Origin of the sequence: Pseudoduganella sp. RAF19 (genome assembly GCF_052114165.1) — a bacterium.
GTDB lineage: Bacteria > Pseudomonadota > Gammaproteobacteria > Burkholderiales > Burkholderiaceae_D > Rugamonas.
This window is the reverse complement of sequence record NZ_JBFREF010000010.1, coordinates 202,997-224,985: the sequence shown is the minus strand read 5'-3', so window position 1 is coordinate 224,985 and position 21,989 is coordinate 202,997. Positions and strand designations below refer to the sequence as shown.

Here is a 21,989-nt window from a genome sequence, read left to right as displayed (position 1 = left end):
TTACCAGTAGGGTTGCCAGGTGCGCGTCAGGCGCACCAGCGCTTCCAGGTAGAAGTAGTCGCCCCAGATGCAGCACTCGTCGATGCCGACCTTGTTCGGCTTGTGATAGACCGCATGTGCCAGGAGGCCGCCGCCCGGCATGTTCCCGGTTGCGTAATTCTTCGACAGTTCCATCACCATGCCCTGCGCCGCCTGCTCGTACTGCGTGCGCAGGGGATCGGCCAGCGGCAGATGGCGTGCCAGTTCCAGCAGTCCGCACGCCGCAATTGCCGCGGCGGAGCTGTCGCGCGGCTCCTGGCCCTTGGTAAAGATCAGATCCCAATAGCAGATGCCGTCTTGCGGCAGGCGATTCAGGAAGTAGTTGGCCAGCACTTTGGACAGCGCGATCAGGCGGGTGTCCCCATTGTGGCGGTACACCAGCGGGAAGCCAGAGATGCCCCAGGCCTGGCCGCGCGCCCAGCAGGAATCGTCGGCAAAGCCCTGGTGCGTCTTGCCCTCGCGCGGCGCGCCGGTGGCAGGATCGAAGAAGAAGGTGTGGAAGGTGGAACCGTCCGGCCGCACGATATGCCGCGCCGCGGCGGCAATGTGCTGGTCGGCCGCGTCGCCGAAGGCCGGATCGCCGCTGTATTTGCTGGCCCAGTAGAGCAGGGGCAGGTTCAGATTGCAGTCGATGATCATGCGGCCGCGCTGGGCCGGATCGCTCAACTCGCCCCAGGCCTGGATGATGCCTGCGCCAGGCAGAAAGCGCTCCAGCAGCAGGCGCGCTGCGCCCATGGCCGCATCCGCCGCCAGCGGATCGCCGGTCAGCTTGAAGCCCGCCACGCAGGACAGGCTGTAAAGGAAACCAAGATCGTGGTGGTTGGTCGCAATGCGTTCGGCCTGGCGCGTGTGGAAGCTGCGCACATGGCGCTCGCCCGTCTCACGGTAGCGCGCCTCGCCGGACAGTTCATAGGCCAGCCACAGCATGCCGGTCCAGAAGCCATTGGTCCATTCGATATTGCCGATGGCGGGATAGACGCCGCCCACGCTGGATGGGGCGGGGAAGTCATCGCCGAAATGCGCCAGGTTGCGGTCGATGGAAGCCAGCGCGCGTTCGATGGCTTTGTCCAGCAGGGCGGTGTCGGCGTTGCCAGTCCAATGCGCGGGAAGCGCGTTGCCGCGCAGCGGTTCAATCATCATGCAGATAACTCCTTGGGTGCAGCCGCCGCTTGCCGCGTGATTTCGGGCGGCGTGGGCGACAGGAAGAAGGCTGACAGCAGCAGGAACACCAGGCCCATGCCCGCCATGCATAAATAGGTGGATGGGAAGCCGATCAGGTCATAGCTGAGGCCTGCAACGGGCGACAGAATGGCCAGGCCCAGCGAATGGCCGAAGCTGACGCCAACCATGTAGATGGTGGAAGCGAAACGGTTGTCGAAATGGCGCGCGATGTAGCGGAAGATGGACACCACCAGGATCGGCAGCTCGATCGAGTGCAGCATCTTCATCGCCGAAATCGACGCTGGCCCTACCGCCAGGCCGGAACCCGCCACGCGCACCAGCATGATGGCGCCCGCCAGCAGCAGCCCGTTCTTGGCGCCGATGCGTTTGACTAGCAGTGGCGCCAGGAACAGGCCACCCGCTTCGATAAAGATCTGTAGCGAATTCAGATAACCGAACATGGCGGCGCCGGTTTGCGGGTCCGGGAACAGCGAGGTGAAATAGCTGGGGAACTGCTGATCGAACACCAGATAGAGATTGGTGACGCCCAGAATGAAGACCATGAAGCGCCAGAACTGCGGCTGGCGCAGCACCGCCAGCGCTTCCGACAGGTGCACGGCCCTGGCCGGTGCAGTGTCCTGTTCATCGCCCCCCCTGCGCGAGAAAGCCGTCAGGGCCAGCAGGGCAAGCAGCAACAGGCCCGCTGCGGAGGCCAGGAAGAAATTGATGCCCGGGTTGACGTTGTAAATCCGGCCGCTCATGAAGGCCGCGCTGGCGAAGCCGAGCGAGCCCCATAGCCTTACGCGGCTGTACTCGAAGCCGTGACGGCGGCCGATGCGGTCCACATAAGACTCGATGGCGTAACTGCCGGCGATGAAGGTGATGCCGAGGTAGGCGCCGCCGGCCGCCGCGCCGAGGTAGATATTCGTTTGCAGCAGGGGCGCGTAGACGTAAGTGAAGAACAGGCCGCAGCAGGAAACCAGCGCGGCCACCGTCCACAGCACGTGCTTGCGCATGCCCACGCGGTCCGAAACGAAGCCGTAGATGGGCTGCGAGCACATGGCCGCGATGAAGTTGGCTGCGAAGACGATGCCGGTTTCGGTGCCGGACAGCTTGAGCGCGCTGCGCAGCCACAAGGCGAGCAGCGACACGCTCATCGCCTGCGCAAAGAAGTAGATATACAGGAATCCGCACAGGAAGCGGAAGTGCAGCTGCTTGCTTGTCATTGTCTCCTCCTTATTGCAGCGGACGAATCCAGACCGCTTGTCCGCCGGACGCCTGTAGCGGCGCTTCCAGCACAGTATGCGCGTCCACGGTGATGGTGCGCATGCCGACCCTGGTGCGGGACGGTGCTCGCGGATCGTCCGCATAAATGGTGGCTGCGTAGCGCTGGCCCGTCTTCAGGAAATCCAGCCGGATCTGCAGCGTGCGCGCTTCGTTATTGGTGATGCTGCCGATAAACCATTGCTCGCCTTTGCGCCTTGCGGTGCTGATGTACTGGCCCGGATTGCCCGCCAGGACGCGCGTCTCGTCCCAGCTGGCTGGGATGCGGTCCCAGAATTCCAGCTCCGGTTCATCGTGCGCATCGGCGGGCTTGTCGTACCAATACAGCGTTTGCAGCGGGCTGTAATAAATCGCCGCCAGTGCCAGCTGATGCGCATGCGTGGTGCGGATGCGCGGGCTGTAGTAGCAGATCGTGTAGTCCGCGGCACCGGCCAGGAAACGGGTGAAGGGCAATACTGTGTTGTGCGTGGCGTCCGGCATTTCCTCGTTGCCGCGGATGCCTTCGGCCGTCATCAGATTGGGCCAGGTACGCTGCTCGCCGGTGGGGCGCCAGTCGTCGTGGACGTTGACCATGATGTGCGCGTCAGCAGCCTGCTGGATGGCTTTCTCGATCCAGCTGGTCCAGCGGTGCGAGCCCACCTGCACAAAGCCGAACTTCACACCTTGCACGCCCCAGGCGCGGTAGGTCTGGAACAGGGTATCCGATTGCATCAGCAAGGCTTGCTGGTTCACGTACAGCCACACGCCGATGCCGTGTTGTTTGGCATAGGCGATGATGGCGGGCAGGTCGAAGTCGGGAATGGCCACTTTGCTGGCGTCGGAATCGAAGGAAAACGCCGGGCCATACCACTTCCAGTCGAACAGGATGTACTGCAAGCCGTGGCGCGCAGCGAAGTCGATGTTGGCCTTGGCGTCGGCCGTGGTCAGGCTCATCACGCGCATGATCTTGCCCGGCTTGATCCAGCTTTCGTCGGCAATGCGCGAGGGCTCGTTCAGGTTCAGGATGAACTGGCTGTTCTGCGCCAGCGCCGCTGCGGATTCAGCCACCATGATGCCGCGCCAGGGCGTCGCGAAGGGCGAGATCAGATCCGCCGGGTCGTGCATGGAAGTGACGATGGTGTCCGGCCGGGTTTTACTCAGTCTGAATTTCGTGCGCGAGTAGTCGACCATGCGGGCTTCCAGCAAGGCAGCGTGCAGGCCGCCGGGCAGTTCCAGCGTGAGGGGCCGTTCCGATTCATCCGGCCAGTTCGACAGCGGCAGCAGCTTGTAGGGTGCTTGTGCCCAGCCGTGGAACCAGGCCTTGGTCCCGGCAGGCAGCGCGAATTCCGTATTCTCCTGCGTGATGCGGTAATAGCTGCCTTTTTCATTTTCCGGGAATACGTAACGCAGCGCCACGCCTTCGTCGTAAGCGCGCACTTCCACTGCCAGCTTGTAGACCGGGTTGTCGTCTTTCACCAGATCGACCGCCAGCGCGTTGTAGTGGTCGCGGATTTCGGCGCGTTCGCCGGTGACAGGCCGCCAGCGCTGGTCCGCCTGCGAATGCCGGAAGCCGGTGACGGCAAGGTTCTCGAACCACTTTTCGTGGCGGTCGACCGGCAGCGCCATCGCGCTTTCGGAGAGGTGATTGTCCAGCTGCAGATCGAGCAGGGAGTCGAGGATGACGGGCTGGCCGCGATAGCGCACGGAGTAGCGCAGCTCGCGCTTGCCGTCCGTCAGGCGCTGCTGGTGGATCTCGAGCTGTAGCTTGCCATCCGGTGACTGCACGGTGGCTTCCTGCGCGCCGGCCAGCGGCGGCAGCAGGGACGCCAGCAATGGCAGCAGCGTGAGCGCCAGGCGCCTCATGCGGCCTCCCGCAACAGGCACAGCACACTGGCCAGCGTTGGCGGCGTGGCGCCGGCCGTCATGCAGGCTGCTGCGCCGGCGGCGACCGCGAATTGCAGGTGGGCGCTATTGTCATACTGCGGCCAGGTCATCAGGCTGTAGAGCAGGGCGCCGATACTGGCGTCGCCGGCACCGACGGTATCGGCCACGCGCACGCGCGGCGCGGAGGCGTGCCAGGCGCGCTCGCCATCGAGCAGCTGCGCGCCGCGCTCGCCCTGCGTGTAGAGCACGCGGGCGGCCGGATTCAGCGCGCGCAGCGCCGTCAGCGCGGCATCCAGGTCATGGGTGCGGAACAAGCCACGCAAGTCTTCGTCGGAAACCTTGATCACATCGGCCAATGCCGTCATGCGGCGCAGCGTGGCGTCATAGCGCTCATCCATCAGGACGCGGAAATTGGGATCGTAGCTGATGCGCACACCGCGCTGCCTGAGGTCTTCAGCCAGCGCGACCAGCTTGCCCGCCAGCGGTTCGCGCGCCAGACTGATGCCGCCAAAGTGTACCCAGCGCGCTCTGGCCTGCCAGCCTTCCGGCAGCCTGGCTGCGTCGAAATGCAGGTCGGCGCTGTCGTCGCCGATGAAGAAATAGGAGGGAGGATTGCGTTCGTGGACCACGGCCAGGAGCGGCGAGCGGCCCACCTGCTGCAGGAAGCGCGGATCGAGGCCGGCATCGGCATTGGCGGCGGCCAGCGCGCGGCCGAAGACGTCGCTGCTTACTGCGCCCGCAAAGGCGCTCGGCATACCGAGACGGGCCATCACCCGCGCCACATTCCAGGTAGAGCCGCCCGGCTGGCTATCCCAGCTGGACTGGCCGGTGCGCAGCAGATCGGTCAGAGCTTCGCCGGCCGCCACAAAGCAGGGCAGCTCGCTCATGGTGCGCGTCCGATCACGTTGAGCACTTCATAGCAGGCGCCCATGGTGTGGTAATCGACCTTGCCAGCGGGGCTCTTCTCGTCCGTGAGCTTTTCATTGGACGGGCTCAGGATGCGATACCAGGCGCCATGCGCGTGATCGACAAAGTGCTGCCAGCTGTAAGCCCAGATGCGGTCGTACCAGTCCCAGTAACGCTGCTGGCCGGTGCGTGCGCCAAGCACTGCCGCGGTGGCGAGGCTTTCGGCCTGCACCCAGAAATACTTGTCGCCATCGCAGATGCCGCCATCCGGCGCGAAACCATAATGAATGCCGCCGTGGGTCTGGTCCCAGGCACGTTCCAGTGCGATGTCGAACAGCTGGGCCGCGCGCGGCGCCAGCCAGTCCGGCGAGCCCGCCAGGTTGGGCGCGTGGCGTTCGAGCAGCAGCAGGAGCTTGGCCCATTCCGTCAGATGGCCCGGCTGGTAGCCCCAGGGACGGAAGATATTGGTCTTGTCGTCGCGGTTATAGTCCCAATCCACCGACCAGTCGGACTTGTAGTGCTCCCATACCATGCCGTCGGCCAGCGCGGCCTGGCGCACCGTGACGTTGTGGGCCAGGATTTCGGCGCGCAGCAGATAACGCTGATTGCCGGTGGCCTCGTATGCCGCAATCATTGCTTCGCAAGCGTGCATATTCGCGTTCTGGCCGCGATAGGCATCCAGCGCCGACCAGTCGGCGTTGGCCTGGTCCGAGTATAGCCCGTAATCGGCCTGCCAGAAGCGCCGCTCCATCAAGTCAAAGGTTTCATCGATCCAGGGCAGGGCTTCATCAATGCCGGCGGCATAGGCGTGAGAATAGGCCAGCAGCACGAAAGCCAGTCCGTAGCAGTGGTTGTCGCCATCGAGCACCTCCTTGCGGCCGCCGCGCCAGTCAAGCATCCAGGCATAGCCGCCCGTCGCCGGATTGCGGTGCACGTCACGCAGGAAAGTCAGGCCGTGACGCAGCGCCAGTTTGTAGCCGGAGTCGCTGAAGTGGCGGCTGGCCATGGCGTAATTGAAGATGAAGCGCGTGCTGCTGACTAAATGGCGGGTGTGGCGATCGTAGACCGAGCCATCGTCGCGGAAGAAATGATAGAAGCCGCCGCTCGGGTCCATGCAGCGCGGATGGTAGAACTGCATGGTATGGCTGATGTGAGCCAACAGGGTCTCGGGCTTGTGGAAGTCAGGCAGCATGATTAGTCTCGTCAGGTTTGCGGCCAGGCCGCGATGCGGTAGCGGGTGTGCCAGGGTTGCGCGGGGCTGAGTGGAATGCCGGTGCGCGCGGCAAGCGGATGGCCGGGCGGCGGTACGGCGACGCGGCCAAGATCGAACAGGCTGTTGACCGGCTCCGCGCCCAGCGCGAAGTGGCGGCTCATCCAGGGGAAGTTGATGCGCCCGCCGTTGCTGATCCACAGCAGCAGGTCGGGCAGGTCTTGCGGCTCCCACCACAGGCCGACGCAGGCGTCGTAATCCAGATAGTGCAGGGCGAAAGGCGCCTGGCCATCGCGGCCGCGCAAGCCTTTTATTTGTAGCAGTTCTTCGCCGGCGACCGGTAGCGGCAGGCGCGAAAGGTCGAGCGGGCCGTCGACGCCGGACACTTGCGCCAGGCTGGCCGATGGCGCGTCCGGCACCAGGCGCGAAACGGCGCCCGCCGGGCTGGCGGGGTAGCTGTGGATGCCCTCATGCTCACCCAGCAGCACGCGCACGCGGCCCGGCGCAGGCGGCAGGCGGAAAGTCGGATGCAGGCCGGCCGGCAGGCTGCCGGCACGGCGCGCGTGAACAGTCAGTGAAATATTCAGCGCCGGTGCTGCGGGATCGGCTTCGATCACACGTTCAATACGCTCCACCGCCGCATCAGCCGGATAGTCGATGGCCAGATGCACGCGCTGCGGCGTGGCGGAAATGCATTGCCAGCGGTGATTCGAAGCATAGCCGTGCGGCCAGGCGTCATCCGGCTGGCGCGAATGCCAGTCCTGTGGCAGATCGGGCGGAAAATCGGTACGGCCGAAGGGAATGCAGGGCCACTCGCCGCGCAGGCGGCGCAGCAGGCCAGGCAGGGTCAGGGCGCGCGTCATGCCCGCCCAGGGTGCGACATGCATCACGTCCAGTTCGCGCTCTTCGCCGAGGCGCAAGGTGACGGGACCCAGCATGCCGCCCAGCGCCTGCACTTCGGCGCTGCCGTGCTGCCACTGCAAACGCCAGGAACCTTCAGCGGCGGACATCCAGCCCTCCAGCCATGATGGCCTTGACCTGTGCTTCGCTGGCCGGACAGAAGTCGCCTTCCAGCGAGTGTTTCAGCACAGCGGCTGCCAGACCGAAGTCCAGCGCGAGCGCATCGTCCCAGCTGGATTGCAGCCCATGCAGAACGCCTGCTGCGAAAGCGTCTCCGGTGCCGATGCGGTCGACGATGGCGTGCACCTCATAGCTGCGGCTTGCCAATACGCCGATGCGGGTGAACAGCGTGGCCGACAGGGCGTGGTTGTCCACGCTGTGCTGCACGCGCACGGTGGCGGCCACGCGCTGCAGTTGCGGGAAGGCCGCGAATGCAGCCTGCATCGCTGCGGCGCGGTCCTGCGCCAGTTCGGGGCGGCGCAGTACGAGGGCGACGTCGCGCTGGTCGACAAAGGCCAGGTCGGCATGCGCCATCAGCTCGCGCAGCACGTCGGCGCCGTCGTTGCCTTGCTGCGCCCACAGCGAGGCGCGGTAGTTGCCGTCGTAGGAAACGCGAATGTTCAGCGTCCGGGCGGCGCGCACGGCGGCCAGCGTGGCTTCGGCAGCTTGCGGACCGACGGCAGGCGATACCCCCGAAATGTGCAGCCAGCTGGCGCCCTGCAGTAAAGCAGGCCAGTCGTAGGCAGCGGGCGCCGTCTGCGCGAAGACCGAGGCGGCGCGGTCATAGATGATGTCCGATGGACGCATCACGGCGCCTGGCGTGAGGAAATAAAGCCCCATGCGGCCCGGGGAGAAACGGACGGCGCGGGTGTCCACGCCATGCGCGCGCACCGCGTCGCGCGCTGCATGGCCCAGGGCGTTATCGGGCAGCGCACTGACCATGGCGGTGTCGTGGCCGAGGCGCGACAGGCACACGGCCACATTGGCCTCCGCGCCGCCGATGCAGGTGTCCAGTGTGGGCGACTGCAGCAGCAGTTGGCCGGCAGGTGAAGAAAGGCGCAGCAGAATTTCGCCAAAGCAGACGGTTTTCATCGTGCGAGCCATCCACCGTCAACCGGCAATACGATGCCGTGCACATAATCGCTGGCAGCGCTGGCGAGGAAAACCGCGGCGCCAGACAGATCGTCCGGCACACCCCAGCGGCCCGCGGGAATACGCGCCAGTATGGCCGGTGCGCGATTGGCGTCTTCGCGCAGCGCCGCTGTGTTATTCGTTTCGAAGTAGCCGGGCGCGATGGCATTCACATTGATGCCCAGCGCAGCCCATTCATTGGCCAGCGCGCGCGTCAGTCCTGCCACGGCGCTCTTGCTGGCCGCGTAGGCCGGCACCCGGATGCCGCCCTGGAAGGAGAGCAGGGAGGCGATGTTAATGATCTTGCCGCCGCCATGCTTGGCCATATGCAGTGCTGCGGCCTGCGACAGGAAGAACAGCGATTTCAGATTGGTGTCCAGCACCGCGTCCCAGTCTTCCTCGGTGACGTCGATGCTGTCGGCGCGGCGGATGATGCCGGCGTTGTTGACCACAATATCCAGACGGCCGCTGAATTCCAGGGCGGAACCGATCACGCGCTGCACATCGGCCGTGCTGCCGAAATCGGCGGAGACGAAGTGCGCCTTGCGGCCCGCATTCTGCACCTGCTGGATGGTGTCGCCGGGGTCGCTGCGGCCAGCCAGCACGATGTCGGCGCCGGCGTGGGCCAGCGCTACGGCAATACCCTGGCCCAGGCCCGTATTGGCGCCCGTAACCAGCGCAGTGCGCCCGGTCAAGTCGAATAGATTGGACATGGCGTATTCCTTATTTGAGCTGGCAGATATCCAGCACATTCATATCGGTATAGTCCAGATTTTCGCCGCCCATGGCCCAGATGAAGGCGTAGTTGGCGGTACCGGAACCCATGTGGATCGACCATGGCGGTGATACCACCGCTTCCTCATTGGCGACGATGATATGGCGCGCCGCATCCGGTTCGCCCATGAAGTGGAACACGCGTTCCGATTCTTTCAGGTCGAAATAGAAGTAGACCTCGGAGCGGCGCTCATGCAGATGCGGTGGCATGGTGTTCCATACGCTGCCTGTCTTCAGCACGGTCAGGCCAAGCAGAAGCTGGGCCGATTGGCATACACCGGGAATCACATACTGATAGATGGTGCGGGCGTTGGACGTTTCCAGGCTGCCGCGCTCCAGTGGAATGGCCTGCGAGTGATTGATCTTCACCAGCTCGAAGCGTGCGTGGGCCGGCGTGGACGCGAGATAGAAGCGCGCAGGATTGGCCGCATCCAGCGATTCGAAACTGACATCTGCACTGCCCATCGGAACATAGAGCCCGTCGCGCGGGGCGAGTTCAAATGCCTGGCCATCGACGGTAACGCGGCCGGTGCCGCCCGACACATTGATGATGCCCAATTCGCGGCGCACCAGGAAGGGCTGGCCGGCTGCGGATGCCGGCTCTGTCTGGCGGGGCAGGGCGAGCGGCTTATCCAGCGGCGCAGCGCCGCCGATTACGAAGCGCTCGTTGTGGCAGTAGTTAAGCGCGATGCGGCCGGGCGTGAACAGGCCGCCGATCAGGTAGCGCTCGCGCAGCTGTTCATTGCTGGCGCCGGCCATCATATCCGGGTGCGTGGCGTGATAGGTCTTCTCGAACATGCACATATGAAGATCTCCTCTATGTTTTGAAAATATCTGTTATCGATAACAAGTATAGCAGCGGATTTCGCACAAAAGCAAAGCGCTTTTGCATGAATTTATTGATGAATTATGCCTTCCTGAGAATGAAAACAGAGGAGCTATGCCGAATCGATATGCTAGCTGCGAGAAATTTGATAACTTAAGGTGTCGCATTCTGCCAGCATGGCCTTGACCCGTCGGAACGATTGACCTAACATCAATCCTGATATCGATAACACGCACCGCACAAAGCGGGCAATAAAAGGAGACGGAAGTGATCAGGAAGTATGCCGCGCTAGGCCTCCTGGCTTGCGCGTTCACGGGCACCGGCCACGCTGCCGCAACGGATCGACTGCAGGTATTCGCTTTCCCGCAGCCGGTTCGCTACAGCCACCACAACGACGACTTCACGGTGCGCGTTCGCACGCCGGGCGGCGTGTGGCAGGACCTGTACGAATACAACGTCAAGGTGGACCTGGACACCAAGCAGAATGCATCCATGGTCTACTTCAACTTCGACGGCACGGTCGAAGTGGCGGTGCAGAAGAATAACGGCAGCTTCAGCAAGGTGGCGGTGCGTCCAGAATCAAAGGGCATCAAGCACACCGTCCGCAACGGCATCGTCTACTTCACCCTGGACCGCCCGCAAAACCTGAGCATTGAATTCGACGAAGACCGCCTGCACAATCTGCATCTCTTCAGCCACGCCATTCGCCAGGATATGCCTGCGCAGCCGGCGGGCCTGAGCAGCTACGACATCGCGCAAGGCAAAACACCTGATCTGACAAGGCCTGTGGTGTATTTCGGACCCGGCATCCACAGTGGCGAATTCCGCCTGCGTTCCAACACGACTGTCTATATCGACGGTTCGGCGATGCTGAAAAGTCCGCTGATCATCGAGGGCGTGGAAAACGTGAAAGTGATCAGCGACGGCTTGTTCGACAGCGTGGACATGCTCACCATCCGCAATGCGAAAAACATCCTGATCGACGGGCCGATCTTCTTCAACCAGCCGCACGGCACCATGCGCTGCATTAATTCGCAGGACGTGGAGGAACGCAGCATCCGCAGCATCGGCGCAGGGCAGTGGTCCGATGGCCTGGGCCACTTCGCTTGCGAGCGCGTGAAAATCAGCGACAGCTTTATCCGCACTTCGGACGACAGCATCACCTTGTACAACCATCGCTGGGATATCTGGGGCAATACGCGCGATATCAGCGTGAGCGACAGCACGCTGTGGGCCGATGTGGCGCATGCGGTCATGATCGGCATCCACGGCAATACGCCGACGCCGGAGCATCCGGAGCCGGAAGTGCTGGAGCGCATCCGCTTTAGCAATATCGACATCCTTGAGCATGACGAGGATGAACCCGAGTACGAAGGCGCGATCGGCATCATGGCCGGCGACGATAACCTGGTGCGCGACGTGATCTTCGAAAACATCCGCGTGGAGCGCATCGAGGAGGGCAAGCTGTTCAACCTGCACATCGCTTACACGCCGAAGTACAACACCAGCCCGGGCCGCGGCATCGAAAATGTCACGCTGCGCAATATCCATTTCAGCGGCAAAGGCTCGCCCAGTGCATCGGCGATTTATGGCTACAGCCAGGATCGCAAGGTCAGGGACATTGTTATCGACAATGTGACCGTGGAGGGCAAACGACTCAAGGGTGCGGAACCGAATGTGCTGGAGATCGGACCGCATACGGAAGGCATCAGCTTCAAATAAGCCGGGAGGCGATGGCCTTCGGGCTTCGTCACCTACAAGTTTGTTATCGATAACCAGAAAAATATAGCCAGAGGAGATGTTGAGATGAGCAAGCGATTTGTACTGACCGGGGTGGCCCTTGCGGTAAGCCAGGCGTTCGCGCCGATGGCATATGCGCAGGACAGCAGCTCGGCCGAAGGTCCAACCGTGGTGGTGACCGGCATCCGCGCCAGTGCGCGTTCTTCGGTCGCCATCAAGCGCGATTCGGCCGAAGTGGTGGACTCCATTACGGCCGAAGACATCGGCAAACTGCCTGACCCGAACGTGGCCGAAACCCTGACCCGCATTCCAGGTGTGCAGGGCTACCGTTATGGCGGCGAGGGCGCATCGCCAGTGGGCGCGGGTTCGGGCCTGACCATCCGTGGCCTGTCCAACCAGACCGGCTCCCAGGTCAATGGCCGCGCCTTCTTCACGGCGGGCAGCCGCGAATTCAATATCGAGAGCGCGATCCCCGGGATGGTGTCGGGCATCGATGTCTACAAAAATCCGACGGCGGAACACATCGAGGGCGGCATCGGCGGCCTGGTGAACATCCGTACCCGCAACCCGAGCGACTTCAAGAGCCTCACCGTTTCGCTGGGCGTGAACGGACGCTGGAACGACCTGGCGCGCAAGACCGATCCCGAGCTGTTTGGCCTGGTGGCGAACCGCTTTGATCTGGGTGGAGGCCAGCGCATCGGCGTAATGGCGGCGGCGATGTACCAGAAGAGCACCGGCCGTTCGGACAACAACCCGGCCAACGGCGGCGCCAATCTGAAACGCGTAGTGCGTGCCGACAGCGCGGAATACGCCGGCCTGGCGGCGCAGAACACCAGCAATAATCCAGCCCTGCCGATGTCCAGCTATGTGGGCCGCAGCGACATCAGCTATCTGGCGGCAGGCACCATGCCGACTGCGGCAGGGCAGGACGCCAACCTGGTTTCCGCACCGGCGCTGACCAGCAACGCCTTCCAGGAAACCATTATGCGCGAGCGCAAGGGTCTGAGCCTGGCTGCCGACTGGCGCGTGTCCAACACGCTGCGCTTCTACACTGAAGCCAATTACATCTACTACCTGTATCACCAGAACTACCGCGGTCTGAACTCGGTGGATGGCGGCAATGTGCAGAATCTGCAAACCACGCCGTTTGCACTGACGGAGGGTCTGGTCAACCGCAATCTCAATGGCGGCAGCGACGATGTGCTGGTCAGCCGCCGCCTGCTCGGCGGTACTTTCCTCAACTCCGCCGTCAGCACGGTGGGCGGCGATGAGCACCGTCCTTACACCACCTGGGTCGGTGCGGGCGGCGCCGAGTGGAGCCCGACCTCCGAGCTGTCGATGAAGCTGGACCTCTCGTACATCAAGTCCGACCAGACCCAGGACAATCGCTCCGTCAATATGGATTCGGCGCCGGGCCTGTTCTGGTCCACCACGCGCCTGGCGGATGGCGCGCCGCACCAGTTGACTTTCAGTGGTCCAAACCTGAGCGATCCGAACAACTATGTGTTCCGCGACTATGCCAACGGCACCAATCAGACCTGGAACGATAGCGGCTACGCGGCGGCCTTCAGCGGCGCCTACAGCCTGGATGGCTTCTTCAACAAGTTGAAGTTCGGCACGCGCTACGCCCACCAGCAAAGCGACTACACCAACTTCAGCTTCTCCGGCCGCCCATTGACGACCGATGGCAAAGCACTGACGGCGAACCGCAGTAACGGCATCAACGTCGGCAGCACCAGCCTGTGGCAGCTGGCGCCGACCAACTTCATGAACGGCGATGCCGGCTACTCCGGCGGCTACGTGGTCTATCAACCGGACGCATTGCTGGGCAACCAGGTCATGAGCGCCTTCCCGAATGCGGGCATCCTGGCCCAGGGCTCTTATGTGGAGAACCTGAATCAGCGCCGCTTCATCCGCGAGAATACGGCAGCGGTGTACGGCATGGGCGAATTCGCCGCGATGGATGACCGCCTGAAGGGTAATGTCGGCGTGCGCGTCGTGCGTACCGAAGGCCGCGCCATCGCCAAGGTGGTGGACCTGACCAAGGGCGGCGCGCTGGTCGACAATGTGCGCGATACCTCGTACAACAATGTGCTGCCGTCGGCGAACGTAACCTATGAAATCAGCAAGGACTTCCTGGCACGCTTCGGCTATGGCAAAGGGCTGACCCGCGCCGGTTTGAGCGATCTGAATCCGACGGTGGTCGTCAACACCACCACCGGCACCGGCAGCGCGGGCAATCCGGACCTGCGTCCGCAAACAGCCAACAGCTTCGATCTCTCGCTGGAGCGCTACTTCAGCCCAACCAACTATGCAGCGGCGGCGATTTTCGACAAGGAGATCGACGGCTTCTTCAATGCCATCGTGGAGTGCGAGACGGTAGGCTTTGCGCCGGCTTACGATGCGACCAAAAATCCATTGAACGGCTGCTCCAACGGCCAGTACATGATTTCGAAGTCCGTCAATTCGGAGAAGGGCTACGCGCGCGGCGTGGAGCTGTCGGGCCAGTATTTCTTCGACCAGAACTACGGCATGCTGAACAACTTCGGCCTGTCCGGTTCCTATACCTATGTGAAGACCTCGAATCCGATCAACTTCGGCACTGCGGCCGCACCGCGCATCGTCGATACGCCGCAGCCGTTCCAGTCGAAACACAACTTCAGCATCTCCGGCATGTATGAGGACAAGAAGCTGTCGGCGCGCGTGGTCTACACCTGGCGTTCGCCGTCCATCCTGTTTGGTGTGTCGACCAATCCGATCGATGGACGCTACATTGGTTCCTACGGCATCCTGGATGCGTCCATCAACTACGAAATCATGCCGGACCTGACCCTGGCCTTCAACGGTTCCAACCTGACGGACAAAGCCCTGAACCGTTTCGTGGGCGAGCCTGGCACGTATCAGACGGGCCTGGAGCGCCAGCACTACGCCAACGGCCGCACTTTCAGCGTCGGCCTGCGCTACAAATTCGGCGGCAAGTAACGATCTCCCGGTGCGAATGCACCTTCCTTGTGCCGGACCTATATCGAATCGATATGGGTTCGGCAGTTTTTTTGATAACTTCCTGTTGAGAGTTCACCTAGCATAGCTCTAATAACAACAGTGAGGAGAGCTTTCAGTGAAAATTCGTTTTGAACTTGCGCCGCTCGCGTTGGCAGCTGCGCTTTGCTGCGCTGCGCATGCCGCAGCGCCGGAATGGGAACAGCCAGAGGTTGTCGCGGTCAACCGCGAACCGATGAAGGCCACCTTCTTCAATTTCGAGAGCGTGGAAAAGGCCGTTGCGGGCGATATGGCCACGTCGCAGAATTATCTTTCGCTGGATGGCACATGGTCTTTCGCCTACACATGGGGCGTGGACAAGCGTCCAACTGATTTCTACAAGCCTTCGTTTGACGTCAGCGGCTGGAAGACGATCCAGGTGCCGGGCATGATGCAGTCGCAGGGCTTCGGCAAGCCCGTTTTCACCAACATCAAATATCCATTCCCGGCCAACGAGCCTTTCATTCCTCACGACTCGAACGAAGTCGGGTCCTATCGCCGCGACTTCGATGTGCCGGCCAACTGGGACGGCCGCGATATCTTCCTGCACATTGGCGCGGCTGGCGCGGCTTACTACATCTGGGTGAATGGCGAGAAGGTGGGCTATTCGGAAGACTCCAAGCTGCCGTCCGAGTTCAATCTCACGCGCTTCGTGCGGACTGGCCGCAATACCATCGCTATCGAGTTGTATCGCTGGGCGGACGGCTCTTATCTTGAGGATCAGGACTTCTGGCGCGTTTCGGGCATCGAACGTAGCGTGTATGTGTATGCCGAACCGAAAGCGCGCTTGCGCGACTTCACGGTCAACGCACTGCTGGACAAGAACGGCTACCGCGACGGCGAACTGTCACTGCGCGCCGACTTTGCGGGACAGCCGGCGGCTGGCGAAGTCGTGGCGACCGTGTATGACGGCGACCGTGCCGTGCTGACCAGCCGTGCGCCGATTTCGGCCAGCACCACGCTGCAAGGCCGCATCGCCAATGTGAAACCGTGGAGCGCTGAAACACCGAATCTCTACCGTCTGGTGCTGGAGTACCACGATGCGCAGGGCAAGCTGGTGTCGGCCACGTCGAAACGCATCGGCTTCCGCACAGTGGAAATTGCCGATGGCGAGGTACGCGTGAATGGCAAGCGCATCATGATCAAGGGCATGAACCGCCATGAGCATGATCCGAATACCTACCGTGTGATGTCGATGGACCTGATGCGCAAGGATATCGAGTTGATGAAGCAGGCGAATATCAACGCCGTGCGCACTTCGCACTATCCGAACGATCCGCGCTGGTACGATCTGGCCGATGAATACGGCTTGTACATCATGGACGAAGCGGATATCGAGTCGCACGAGTACATGCAGAAGGGCGACCACGATCCGGCGCACCGCGAGGAATTCCAGCTTGGCTACAAGCAGCACTGGAAGCTGGCGCACCTGGACCGCGTGTCGCGCATGGTGCAGCGCGACCGCAACCATCCTTCGATCATTTTCTGGTCGCTGGGGAATGAGGCGGGCACAGGGCCGAATTTCGAGAACGCCGCGAACTGGATTCACCAGAACGACCCGACCCGCCTGGTGAGTTATCTCGGCCACGGCACGATCGGCGAGGAGCATTTGCCGAATCCTTACGTCGATATCTATGCGCCGATGTATGACGATATCGACAAGCTGGCCGATTATGCGCAGGACTCGCGTTACAGGCAGCCGATGATTCAGTGCGAGTATGCGCACTCGATGGGCAATTCGCTGGGCAATTTTGAGGACTACTGGCAGACCATCCGGTCTTACAAAAAGCTGCAGGGCGGCTTTGTGTGGGATTGGGTGGATCAGGGCGTGGCAGCGAAGGACGAGAAGGGCCGCCGTTATTGGGCTTCCGGCTTTGATCTGAATCCGGAGCATGGCGATAACAGCGTGGTCGGTGATGGTGTGGTTCAGGCGGACCGCACGCCTGACCCGGAATATTACGAGCTGCAGAAGGTGTATTCGCCGGTGGTGTTTGAGGGCGACCCTTCCAGGGGACAGCTGCGTGTGGTCAATCGCTATGACTTCCGTGATTTGTCGGGCATGGAGTTCGACTGGACGCTGGCGCGGGATGGCGTGCAGGTGGCTGGTGGTTCACTGGCCGGTGTCGCCGCTGCTGCCGGGACTTCGCGTCCCGTGGCGTTCAAGCCGCCTGCGGTGGCGGCAAATGGCGGCGAGCTGGTGCTGACGCTGCGCGCGAAGGCGAAGGAGGGCGCCACCAAAGGCGTGCCGGCAGGTGCAGTAGTCGGCTGGACGCAGTTCGTGCTGTCGTCGCCAGGCGCGAAAGCCAACGCGATCGCGTGGACCGCCGGCCCGGCAACAGCGCGCGCAGCCGGCGCGGGCGCTGCGGCAGGTGGGAACGCTACGGCAGGCGCGAATGTAGCAGCGAAGGTTGCGGCTGGCGCGCTGGTCAAGCCGGTGCGCGAAGGCGACGAGATCAGGCTGGCGGCAGCTGGTGCGACGCTCGTGATTGACGCGGCGACTGGCCAGGTGCGCTACAGCGCGAAAGGAAAAACGCTCCTGAAAGGCGGCACGCCAAACTTCTGGCGCGGGATGACGGATAACGATGAAGGCACCGGCGTCGACAAGAGCCACAAAGTCTGGCAGACCTTCACCGACAACCGCCAGCTGCGTGCGCTGAATGTCGACGCCAACGCCGTGCGTGTGTTGTACAGCTTTGGGGCCGGCGCCGTGCATTGGGAAACCACCTACCGCATGACAACGGACGGCACGGTGCAGGTGAAAGCAGACTTCACTCCACTGCGCGACGACTTGCCCGATCCGCTGCGCCTGGGCCTGCGCTTTGACAGCGACCCGTCGCTGGACAAAGTCAGCTGGTACGGCCGCGGTCCACAGGAAAACTACGCGGACCGCTACACCGGCGCCGCGCTGGGGCTCTATTCCGGCAAGGTCGCTGACCAGTACCACGCCTACATGCGTCCGCAGGAAAGTGGCAACAAGACCGGCGTGCGCTGGATCTCGCTGACGGGCGCCAATGCGGGCCTGAAGGTAACCGGCGCGCAAGCGCTGTCCGTGAACGCGCTGGCCTTCCCCTATGAAGACCTGTATCTGCGTCCACGCGGCACGTGGAAGACTTCCGACGTCGTCCCGCGCGGCGACGGCACGCTGCTGATTGATCTGGCGCAGACCGGAGTCGGAGGCGACACCGGATGGAGCCTGGACGGACGCCCGCTGGTGAAGTACCGCATCAAATTGCAACCAGCTTCGTACAGCTTTACGATCAAGGCAGCTGAATGAAGCGATTGCTGTGTGCTCTGGTGTTCGCATTCACTGCGTGCGCCGGAGCGGCTGAATACCGCAACCCGGTGCTGCATGCCGACTACTCCGATCCGGACGCGATTCGTGTAGGCCAGACCTACTACATGACCGCGTCCAGTTTCAACAGCGCGCCGGGGCTGCCGCTGCTGGAATCGCGCGACATGGCGCACTGGGAGCTGGTCGGCCACGCGCTGCCGCAGCTAGTGCCACTGGAGATGTTCGAAAAGCCCCAGCACGGCAAAGGCGTGTGGGCGCCGGCGCTGCGCCACCATGACGGGAAGTTCTGGATCTTCTATCCCGACCCGGACCAGGGCATCTTCGTCACCACAGCCACGAACTTCCGCGGTCCCTGGTCCGCTCCGCATCTGCTCCTGCCGGGCAAAGGCATCATCGATCCCGCGCCCCTGTGGGATGACGACGGCAATGCCTACCTGATTCACGCCTGGGCCAGGAGCCGTGCCGGCATCAACAATATCCTGACCCTGCGCAGCATGGCGCCGGACGCCAGCCGCCTGCTCGACGATCAGGGCAAGACGATCATCGACGGCGGCGCCTATACCGGCTACCACACGCTGGAAGGCCCTAAATTGTACAAGGCGCGCGGCTACTATTACGTGTTCGCGCCGGTCGGCGGGGTGGAATATGGCTGGCAGTCCGTGTTCCGCTCGCGCAGCATCGAAGGGCCGTATGAGGCGCGTATCGTGATGGCGCAAGGCAGCAGCAACACCAATGGCCCGCACCAGGGCGCGTGGGTGAAGACGCAGGAAGGCAGCGACTGGTTCTATCACTTCCAGCACAAGGGGGCATACGGACGCATCGTCCATCTGCAGCCGATGCGCTGGCAGGACGATTGGCCCGTGATCGGCGAAGCGAATCCCGGCAACATCACCGGCCAGCCGGTACAAAGCTACGAGCAGCCGGTCCCCGGCAAGCTCGCGGTGGTGGCTCCGCCCACCAGTGACGACTTCTCGCAGCCTGCGCTTGGCCTGCAATGGCAGTGGAACGCCAACTGGAAGCCGGATTGGTATTCGCTCACCGCGCGCAGGGGTTATCTACGTCTGTACGGCCAGCAGCCGGACAATCTCTGGAATCTGCCATCAATGCTGCTGCAAAAGCTTCCCGCCGAGCGCTTCACCACCACGACGCGCGTCGATCTGCGCGGGCTGGCCGATGGCGCCAGCGCAGGCCTGGTCATGTATGGCATGGACTACGCCTGGCTCGGCGTGCGCCGCAAGGACGGTACAAACACGCTGGTGTTGGCCAGCTGCCTTGGCGCGATGACAGGTTGCGAAGAAAAGACGCAGGCCAGCGCACCCCTGTCGGCGGCCACGCTCAGCCTGCGTATGAAAGTGGAAGAGGGCGGCCGCACGCAATTTTCGTATAGCGCCGACGGCAAGCGTTTCACGCCGATTGGCGCGCCATTCATCGCCGCCGCCGGCCGCTGGGTTGGCGCCCGTATAGGCCTGTTCAGCATAGGGCCAGGTTACCTCGACGTCGCCGACTTCAACGTGAGGCGGATAAATGATCCGCCCACCTCAGGCTTCGTAGGGCGGATCATTGATCCGCCGGCCTCAGGCGCCGACTAAAGCCAGAAAGCCTTTACTGGCGGGGACGGTGACGACCGCCAGCAAGGTTTGCAAGGTAATCAGCGACGCCATTAGCCGTGCGTCGCCGCCCATCTGCCGCGCCATGATGTAAGCATTGGGCGCCGTCGGCAGAGCGCAATAAAAGCAAGCCGCCAGCGCGACGGGCGCGGAGACCGCAAACATCAGGCACACCTTGGCCGCAATCAGCGGCAATGCCAGCAGCTTGACGGCCGAGGTGAAGCCCAGCGCCACCGGACGCAGACCTTCACGCGAAAACACCAGGCCACTGCCGACGCAGATCAGGCCCAGCGCCAGTGCCGATTTGCCGAGGATATCCAGCGTGTTGGAGAGCGGCGCCGGCAGTGCGAGGCCGGTCAGGCTGGCCGCAACGCCCGCCATGGTCGACAGAATGATGGGATTGGACGCTAGCGTCTTCACTACTTTGATCGGATCAGGCTTGCTGCCGCTCCACCACGACAGCGCCAGGATGGACATCACGTTCACCACCGGCAGACAGAAGGCCAGCGCCAGCATCACCAGCGACGCCGTCTGCGGCGGGAAAAACATCGACGACACGGCAATGCCGAAATAGCTGTTTGGCCGCATCGATCCCTGCACGATGGACGAACGGGCGGCGCCCGGCAAGCCGCGCGAAAACAGCATGGCGACCAGCGTGAAGGCAACCACGATAAAGGTCGGCAGCAGCGTCGCCAGGGCCAGCTCGCCGACCATGCTGCCGTGGAAGTCCAGCCGCGAAGTTCCCATGAACAGCAGGGAAGGGAAGGCGATGAAGTACGAGAACTTCTCCACGTTGGGGAAGAACTCGTCCGGCAGCCAGCGGAACTGGCGAATCGCTACGCCGAGCAGAATGACCAGAAAAACAGGAATAATCGAAGCAAGCATTTATCAGTCAGCCGAAATGCCGGACGGACCAATGCGGCGCGCGTTCGGCGTATTGGAAATACGGATGCGAATCAGATGACGGTCCGGGTCCGTGTACACCGCACGTCCATGCAGCGTGTGGTGGTTGTCGGCCCACAGCAGCGTATCGTCCGGCAGATGGCGCTGGAAGCGCGGCGCATCGCGTTCGACGATTTCATTCACCAGCTCCACCGCATCCACCAGTTCAGGGCTGCTCAGATCCGGGCGCGTTGCGAGTCCCTTCATGATGGAATCGTAACGCCAGCGGATCTTCAGGCCGCCGTCGTGATGGAACACTGGAGCAAGATAATACTCGACCTTGTCATCACCGGCAGCATACACCGCCGGCACGCGGAAGGGGACTTCGCGCGTGGTCAGCAGGCTGTAGGCGATGCGGCCTTCGCGGGTTTTTTGCAGCTCCTGGTAGATGTCATTCACATCGATCAGCAGAGACTCGCCGCCATTGCAGCGCGCTGCGGCAACCACATACAGCAGGAATTGCTCTTCCGGCATGGGGTAGAAGGATGAATCGGTGTGCATCTCCGCACTACCGACACGTTCGGAAAATGTGGTGAACCGCGCAGTTTGCGGGTCCACCTTCTTGGCACGCACGTCCCAAGCGACACGTTTGGTGCGCTGGTCGGTCGACGTCGGGAAGCCGCGCGTCAGCGCGATGGCATACAGCACCGCATTGCGATGCGCTTCGCTCAGGTGGCTCAGACCCAGATCCGTAATGGCGACGCCGCGCACGTTCTGGCTGCCGATGGCTTCACCGAGATCGCGCAAGGTGGGAATGGCAAGCAGCTCGCGCTGCAATCCCTCTTCTTGCGGATGCGGATAAAAGCCATTCCCGTTGAAATCTTCGAAATGGTTTTCGACGACGCGAATGATGCGCGTCAGATCCTCGCCCCAGGAAAAATTACGCTTGACGATTTGAACACTACCGGACTTTTCAATGGAGGAAAACATGGCTGGACTCCTGTTATTAAACTTGCCTCATGGTAATAACAGTGCACATTATTCCTACTTAATTTGTCGAAATCAAGAAGAATATGTTGCGTTGCAACATTGAATATTCTTCGCGCTAATTACTTGTCAGGCTGGTCGTAATTTAGATTTACTCGACAAAATTTACTTCTGGTAGTTTCATGTATTACAGTTCAATGACGAGAAAATACGTAGTTGTACGTAAAAATATGCCGGAATAACCCTGTCCATGGCAAACTTTACGAAAATTAACAATATGCAAATTTATGTTGCGGTAAGGATTTAAAAATAGGAGTGTTTGCAGCTAAAAATATTGCGTTGCGGTAG

The 21,989-nt window shown here is 62.2% G+C and carries 15 protein-coding genes; 4 read left to right on the top strand and 11 right to left on the bottom strand.

Annotated elements, in window-relative coordinates; all coding sequences use genetic code 11:
- From AB4Z19_RS25730 to kduI, 9 genes are read right to left on the bottom strand one after another with little or no spacing between them, the layout of a single operon-like run.
- A complete protein-coding gene (locus AB4Z19_RS25730; RefSeq protein WP_442036494.1) occupies positions 1-1,179 on the bottom strand; it encodes a glycoside hydrolase family 88 protein in 1,179 nt (392 codons plus the stop codon).
- Positions 1,176-2,426, bottom strand: a complete 1,251-nt coding sequence (locus tag AB4Z19_RS25725) for an oligosaccharide MFS transporter (RefSeq protein WP_442022847.1) — start codon at positions 2,424-2,426, stop codon at positions 1,176-1,178. Before AB4Z19_RS25725 ends, AB4Z19_RS25730 begins: the two co-directional genes overlap by 4 nt.
- A gap of 10 nt (positions 2,427-2,436) precedes the next feature.
- On the bottom strand, positions 2,437-4,326 hold the full coding sequence (locus AB4Z19_RS25720) for a glycoside hydrolase family 97 N-terminal domain-containing protein (protein WP_442036492.1): 1,890 nt from the start codon (positions 4,324-4,326) through the stop codon (positions 2,437-2,439).
- On the bottom strand, positions 4,323-5,234 hold the full coding sequence (locus tag AB4Z19_RS25715) for a carbohydrate kinase family protein (protein WP_442036490.1): 912 nt from the start codon (positions 5,232-5,234) through the stop codon (positions 4,323-4,325). Before AB4Z19_RS25715 ends, AB4Z19_RS25720 begins: the two co-directional genes overlap by 4 nt.
- Positions 5,231-6,445, bottom strand: a complete 1,215-nt coding sequence (locus AB4Z19_RS25710; RefSeq protein WP_442036488.1) for an AGE family epimerase/isomerase — start codon at positions 6,443-6,445, stop codon at positions 5,231-5,233. The genes AB4Z19_RS25715 and AB4Z19_RS25710 overlap by 4 nt, the downstream gene beginning before the upstream one ends.
- An 11-nt stretch (positions 6,446-6,456) precedes the next feature.
- Positions 6,457-7,473: a hypothetical protein gene (locus tag AB4Z19_RS25705; protein WP_442022843.1), complete on the bottom strand. Its 1,017-nt coding sequence runs from the start codon at positions 7,471-7,473 to the stop codon at positions 6,457-6,459.
- A complete protein-coding gene (locus AB4Z19_RS25700) occupies positions 7,460-8,455 on the bottom strand; it encodes a sugar kinase (protein WP_442022842.1) in 996 nt (331 codons plus the stop codon). Before AB4Z19_RS25700 ends, AB4Z19_RS25705 begins: the two co-directional genes overlap by 14 nt.
- Complete coding sequence (gene kduD / locus AB4Z19_RS25695; RefSeq protein WP_442022841.1) at positions 8,452-9,207, bottom strand: 2-dehydro-3-deoxy-D-gluconate 5-dehydrogenase KduD; 756 nt, start codon at positions 9,205-9,207, stop codon at positions 8,452-8,454. Before kduD ends, AB4Z19_RS25700 begins: the two co-directional genes overlap by 4 nt.
- Before the next feature lie 10 nt (positions 9,208-9,217).
- A complete protein-coding gene (gene kduI, locus AB4Z19_RS25690) occupies positions 9,218-10,066 on the bottom strand; it encodes a 5-dehydro-4-deoxy-D-glucuronate isomerase (RefSeq protein ID WP_442022840.1) in 849 nt (282 codons plus the stop codon).
- A 295-nt stretch (positions 10,067-10,361) separates the two neighbouring features.
- Between kduI and AB4Z19_RS25685 the strand changes: the two genes are divergently transcribed.
- The 4 genes from AB4Z19_RS25685 to AB4Z19_RS25670 all read left to right on the top strand — a co-directional run bounded on the left by AB4Z19_RS25685 (position 10,362) and on the right by AB4Z19_RS25670 (position 19,754).
- Positions 10,362-11,816, top strand: a complete 1,455-nt coding sequence (locus AB4Z19_RS25685; protein ID WP_442022839.1) for a hypothetical protein — start codon at positions 10,362-10,364, stop codon at positions 11,814-11,816.
- Between the two features lie 84 nt (positions 11,817-11,900).
- On the top strand, positions 11,901-14,816 hold the full coding sequence (locus tag AB4Z19_RS25680) for a TonB-dependent receptor (protein ID WP_442036486.1): 2,916 nt from the start codon (positions 11,901-11,903) through the stop codon (positions 14,814-14,816).
- Positions 14,817-14,952: 136 nt separating this feature from the next.
- Positions 14,953-18,147: a glycoside hydrolase family 2 TIM barrel-domain containing protein gene (locus AB4Z19_RS25675; protein ID WP_442036484.1), complete on the top strand. Its 3,195-nt coding sequence runs from the start codon at positions 14,953-14,955 to the stop codon at positions 18,145-18,147.
- Complete coding sequence (locus tag AB4Z19_RS25670) at positions 18,144-19,754, top strand: glycoside hydrolase family 43 protein (RefSeq protein WP_442027945.1); 1,611 nt, start codon at positions 18,144-18,146, stop codon at positions 19,752-19,754. The genes AB4Z19_RS25675 and AB4Z19_RS25670 overlap by 4 nt, the downstream gene beginning before the upstream one ends.
- Here the strand turns inward: AB4Z19_RS25670 and AB4Z19_RS25665 are convergent.
- Both AB4Z19_RS25665 and AB4Z19_RS25660 read right to left on the bottom strand, forming a co-directional pair.
- Positions 19,740-20,657, bottom strand: a complete 918-nt coding sequence (locus AB4Z19_RS25665; protein WP_442027946.1) for an AEC family transporter — start codon at positions 20,655-20,657, stop codon at positions 19,740-19,742. The genes AB4Z19_RS25670 and AB4Z19_RS25665 overlap by 15 nt on opposite strands.
- Before the next feature lie 3 nt (positions 20,658-20,660).
- A complete protein-coding gene (locus AB4Z19_RS25660) occupies positions 20,661-21,644 on the bottom strand; it encodes a TauD/TfdA family dioxygenase (RefSeq protein WP_442036482.1) in 984 nt (327 codons plus the stop codon).
- Positions 21,645-21,989: the final 345 nt, after the last annotated feature.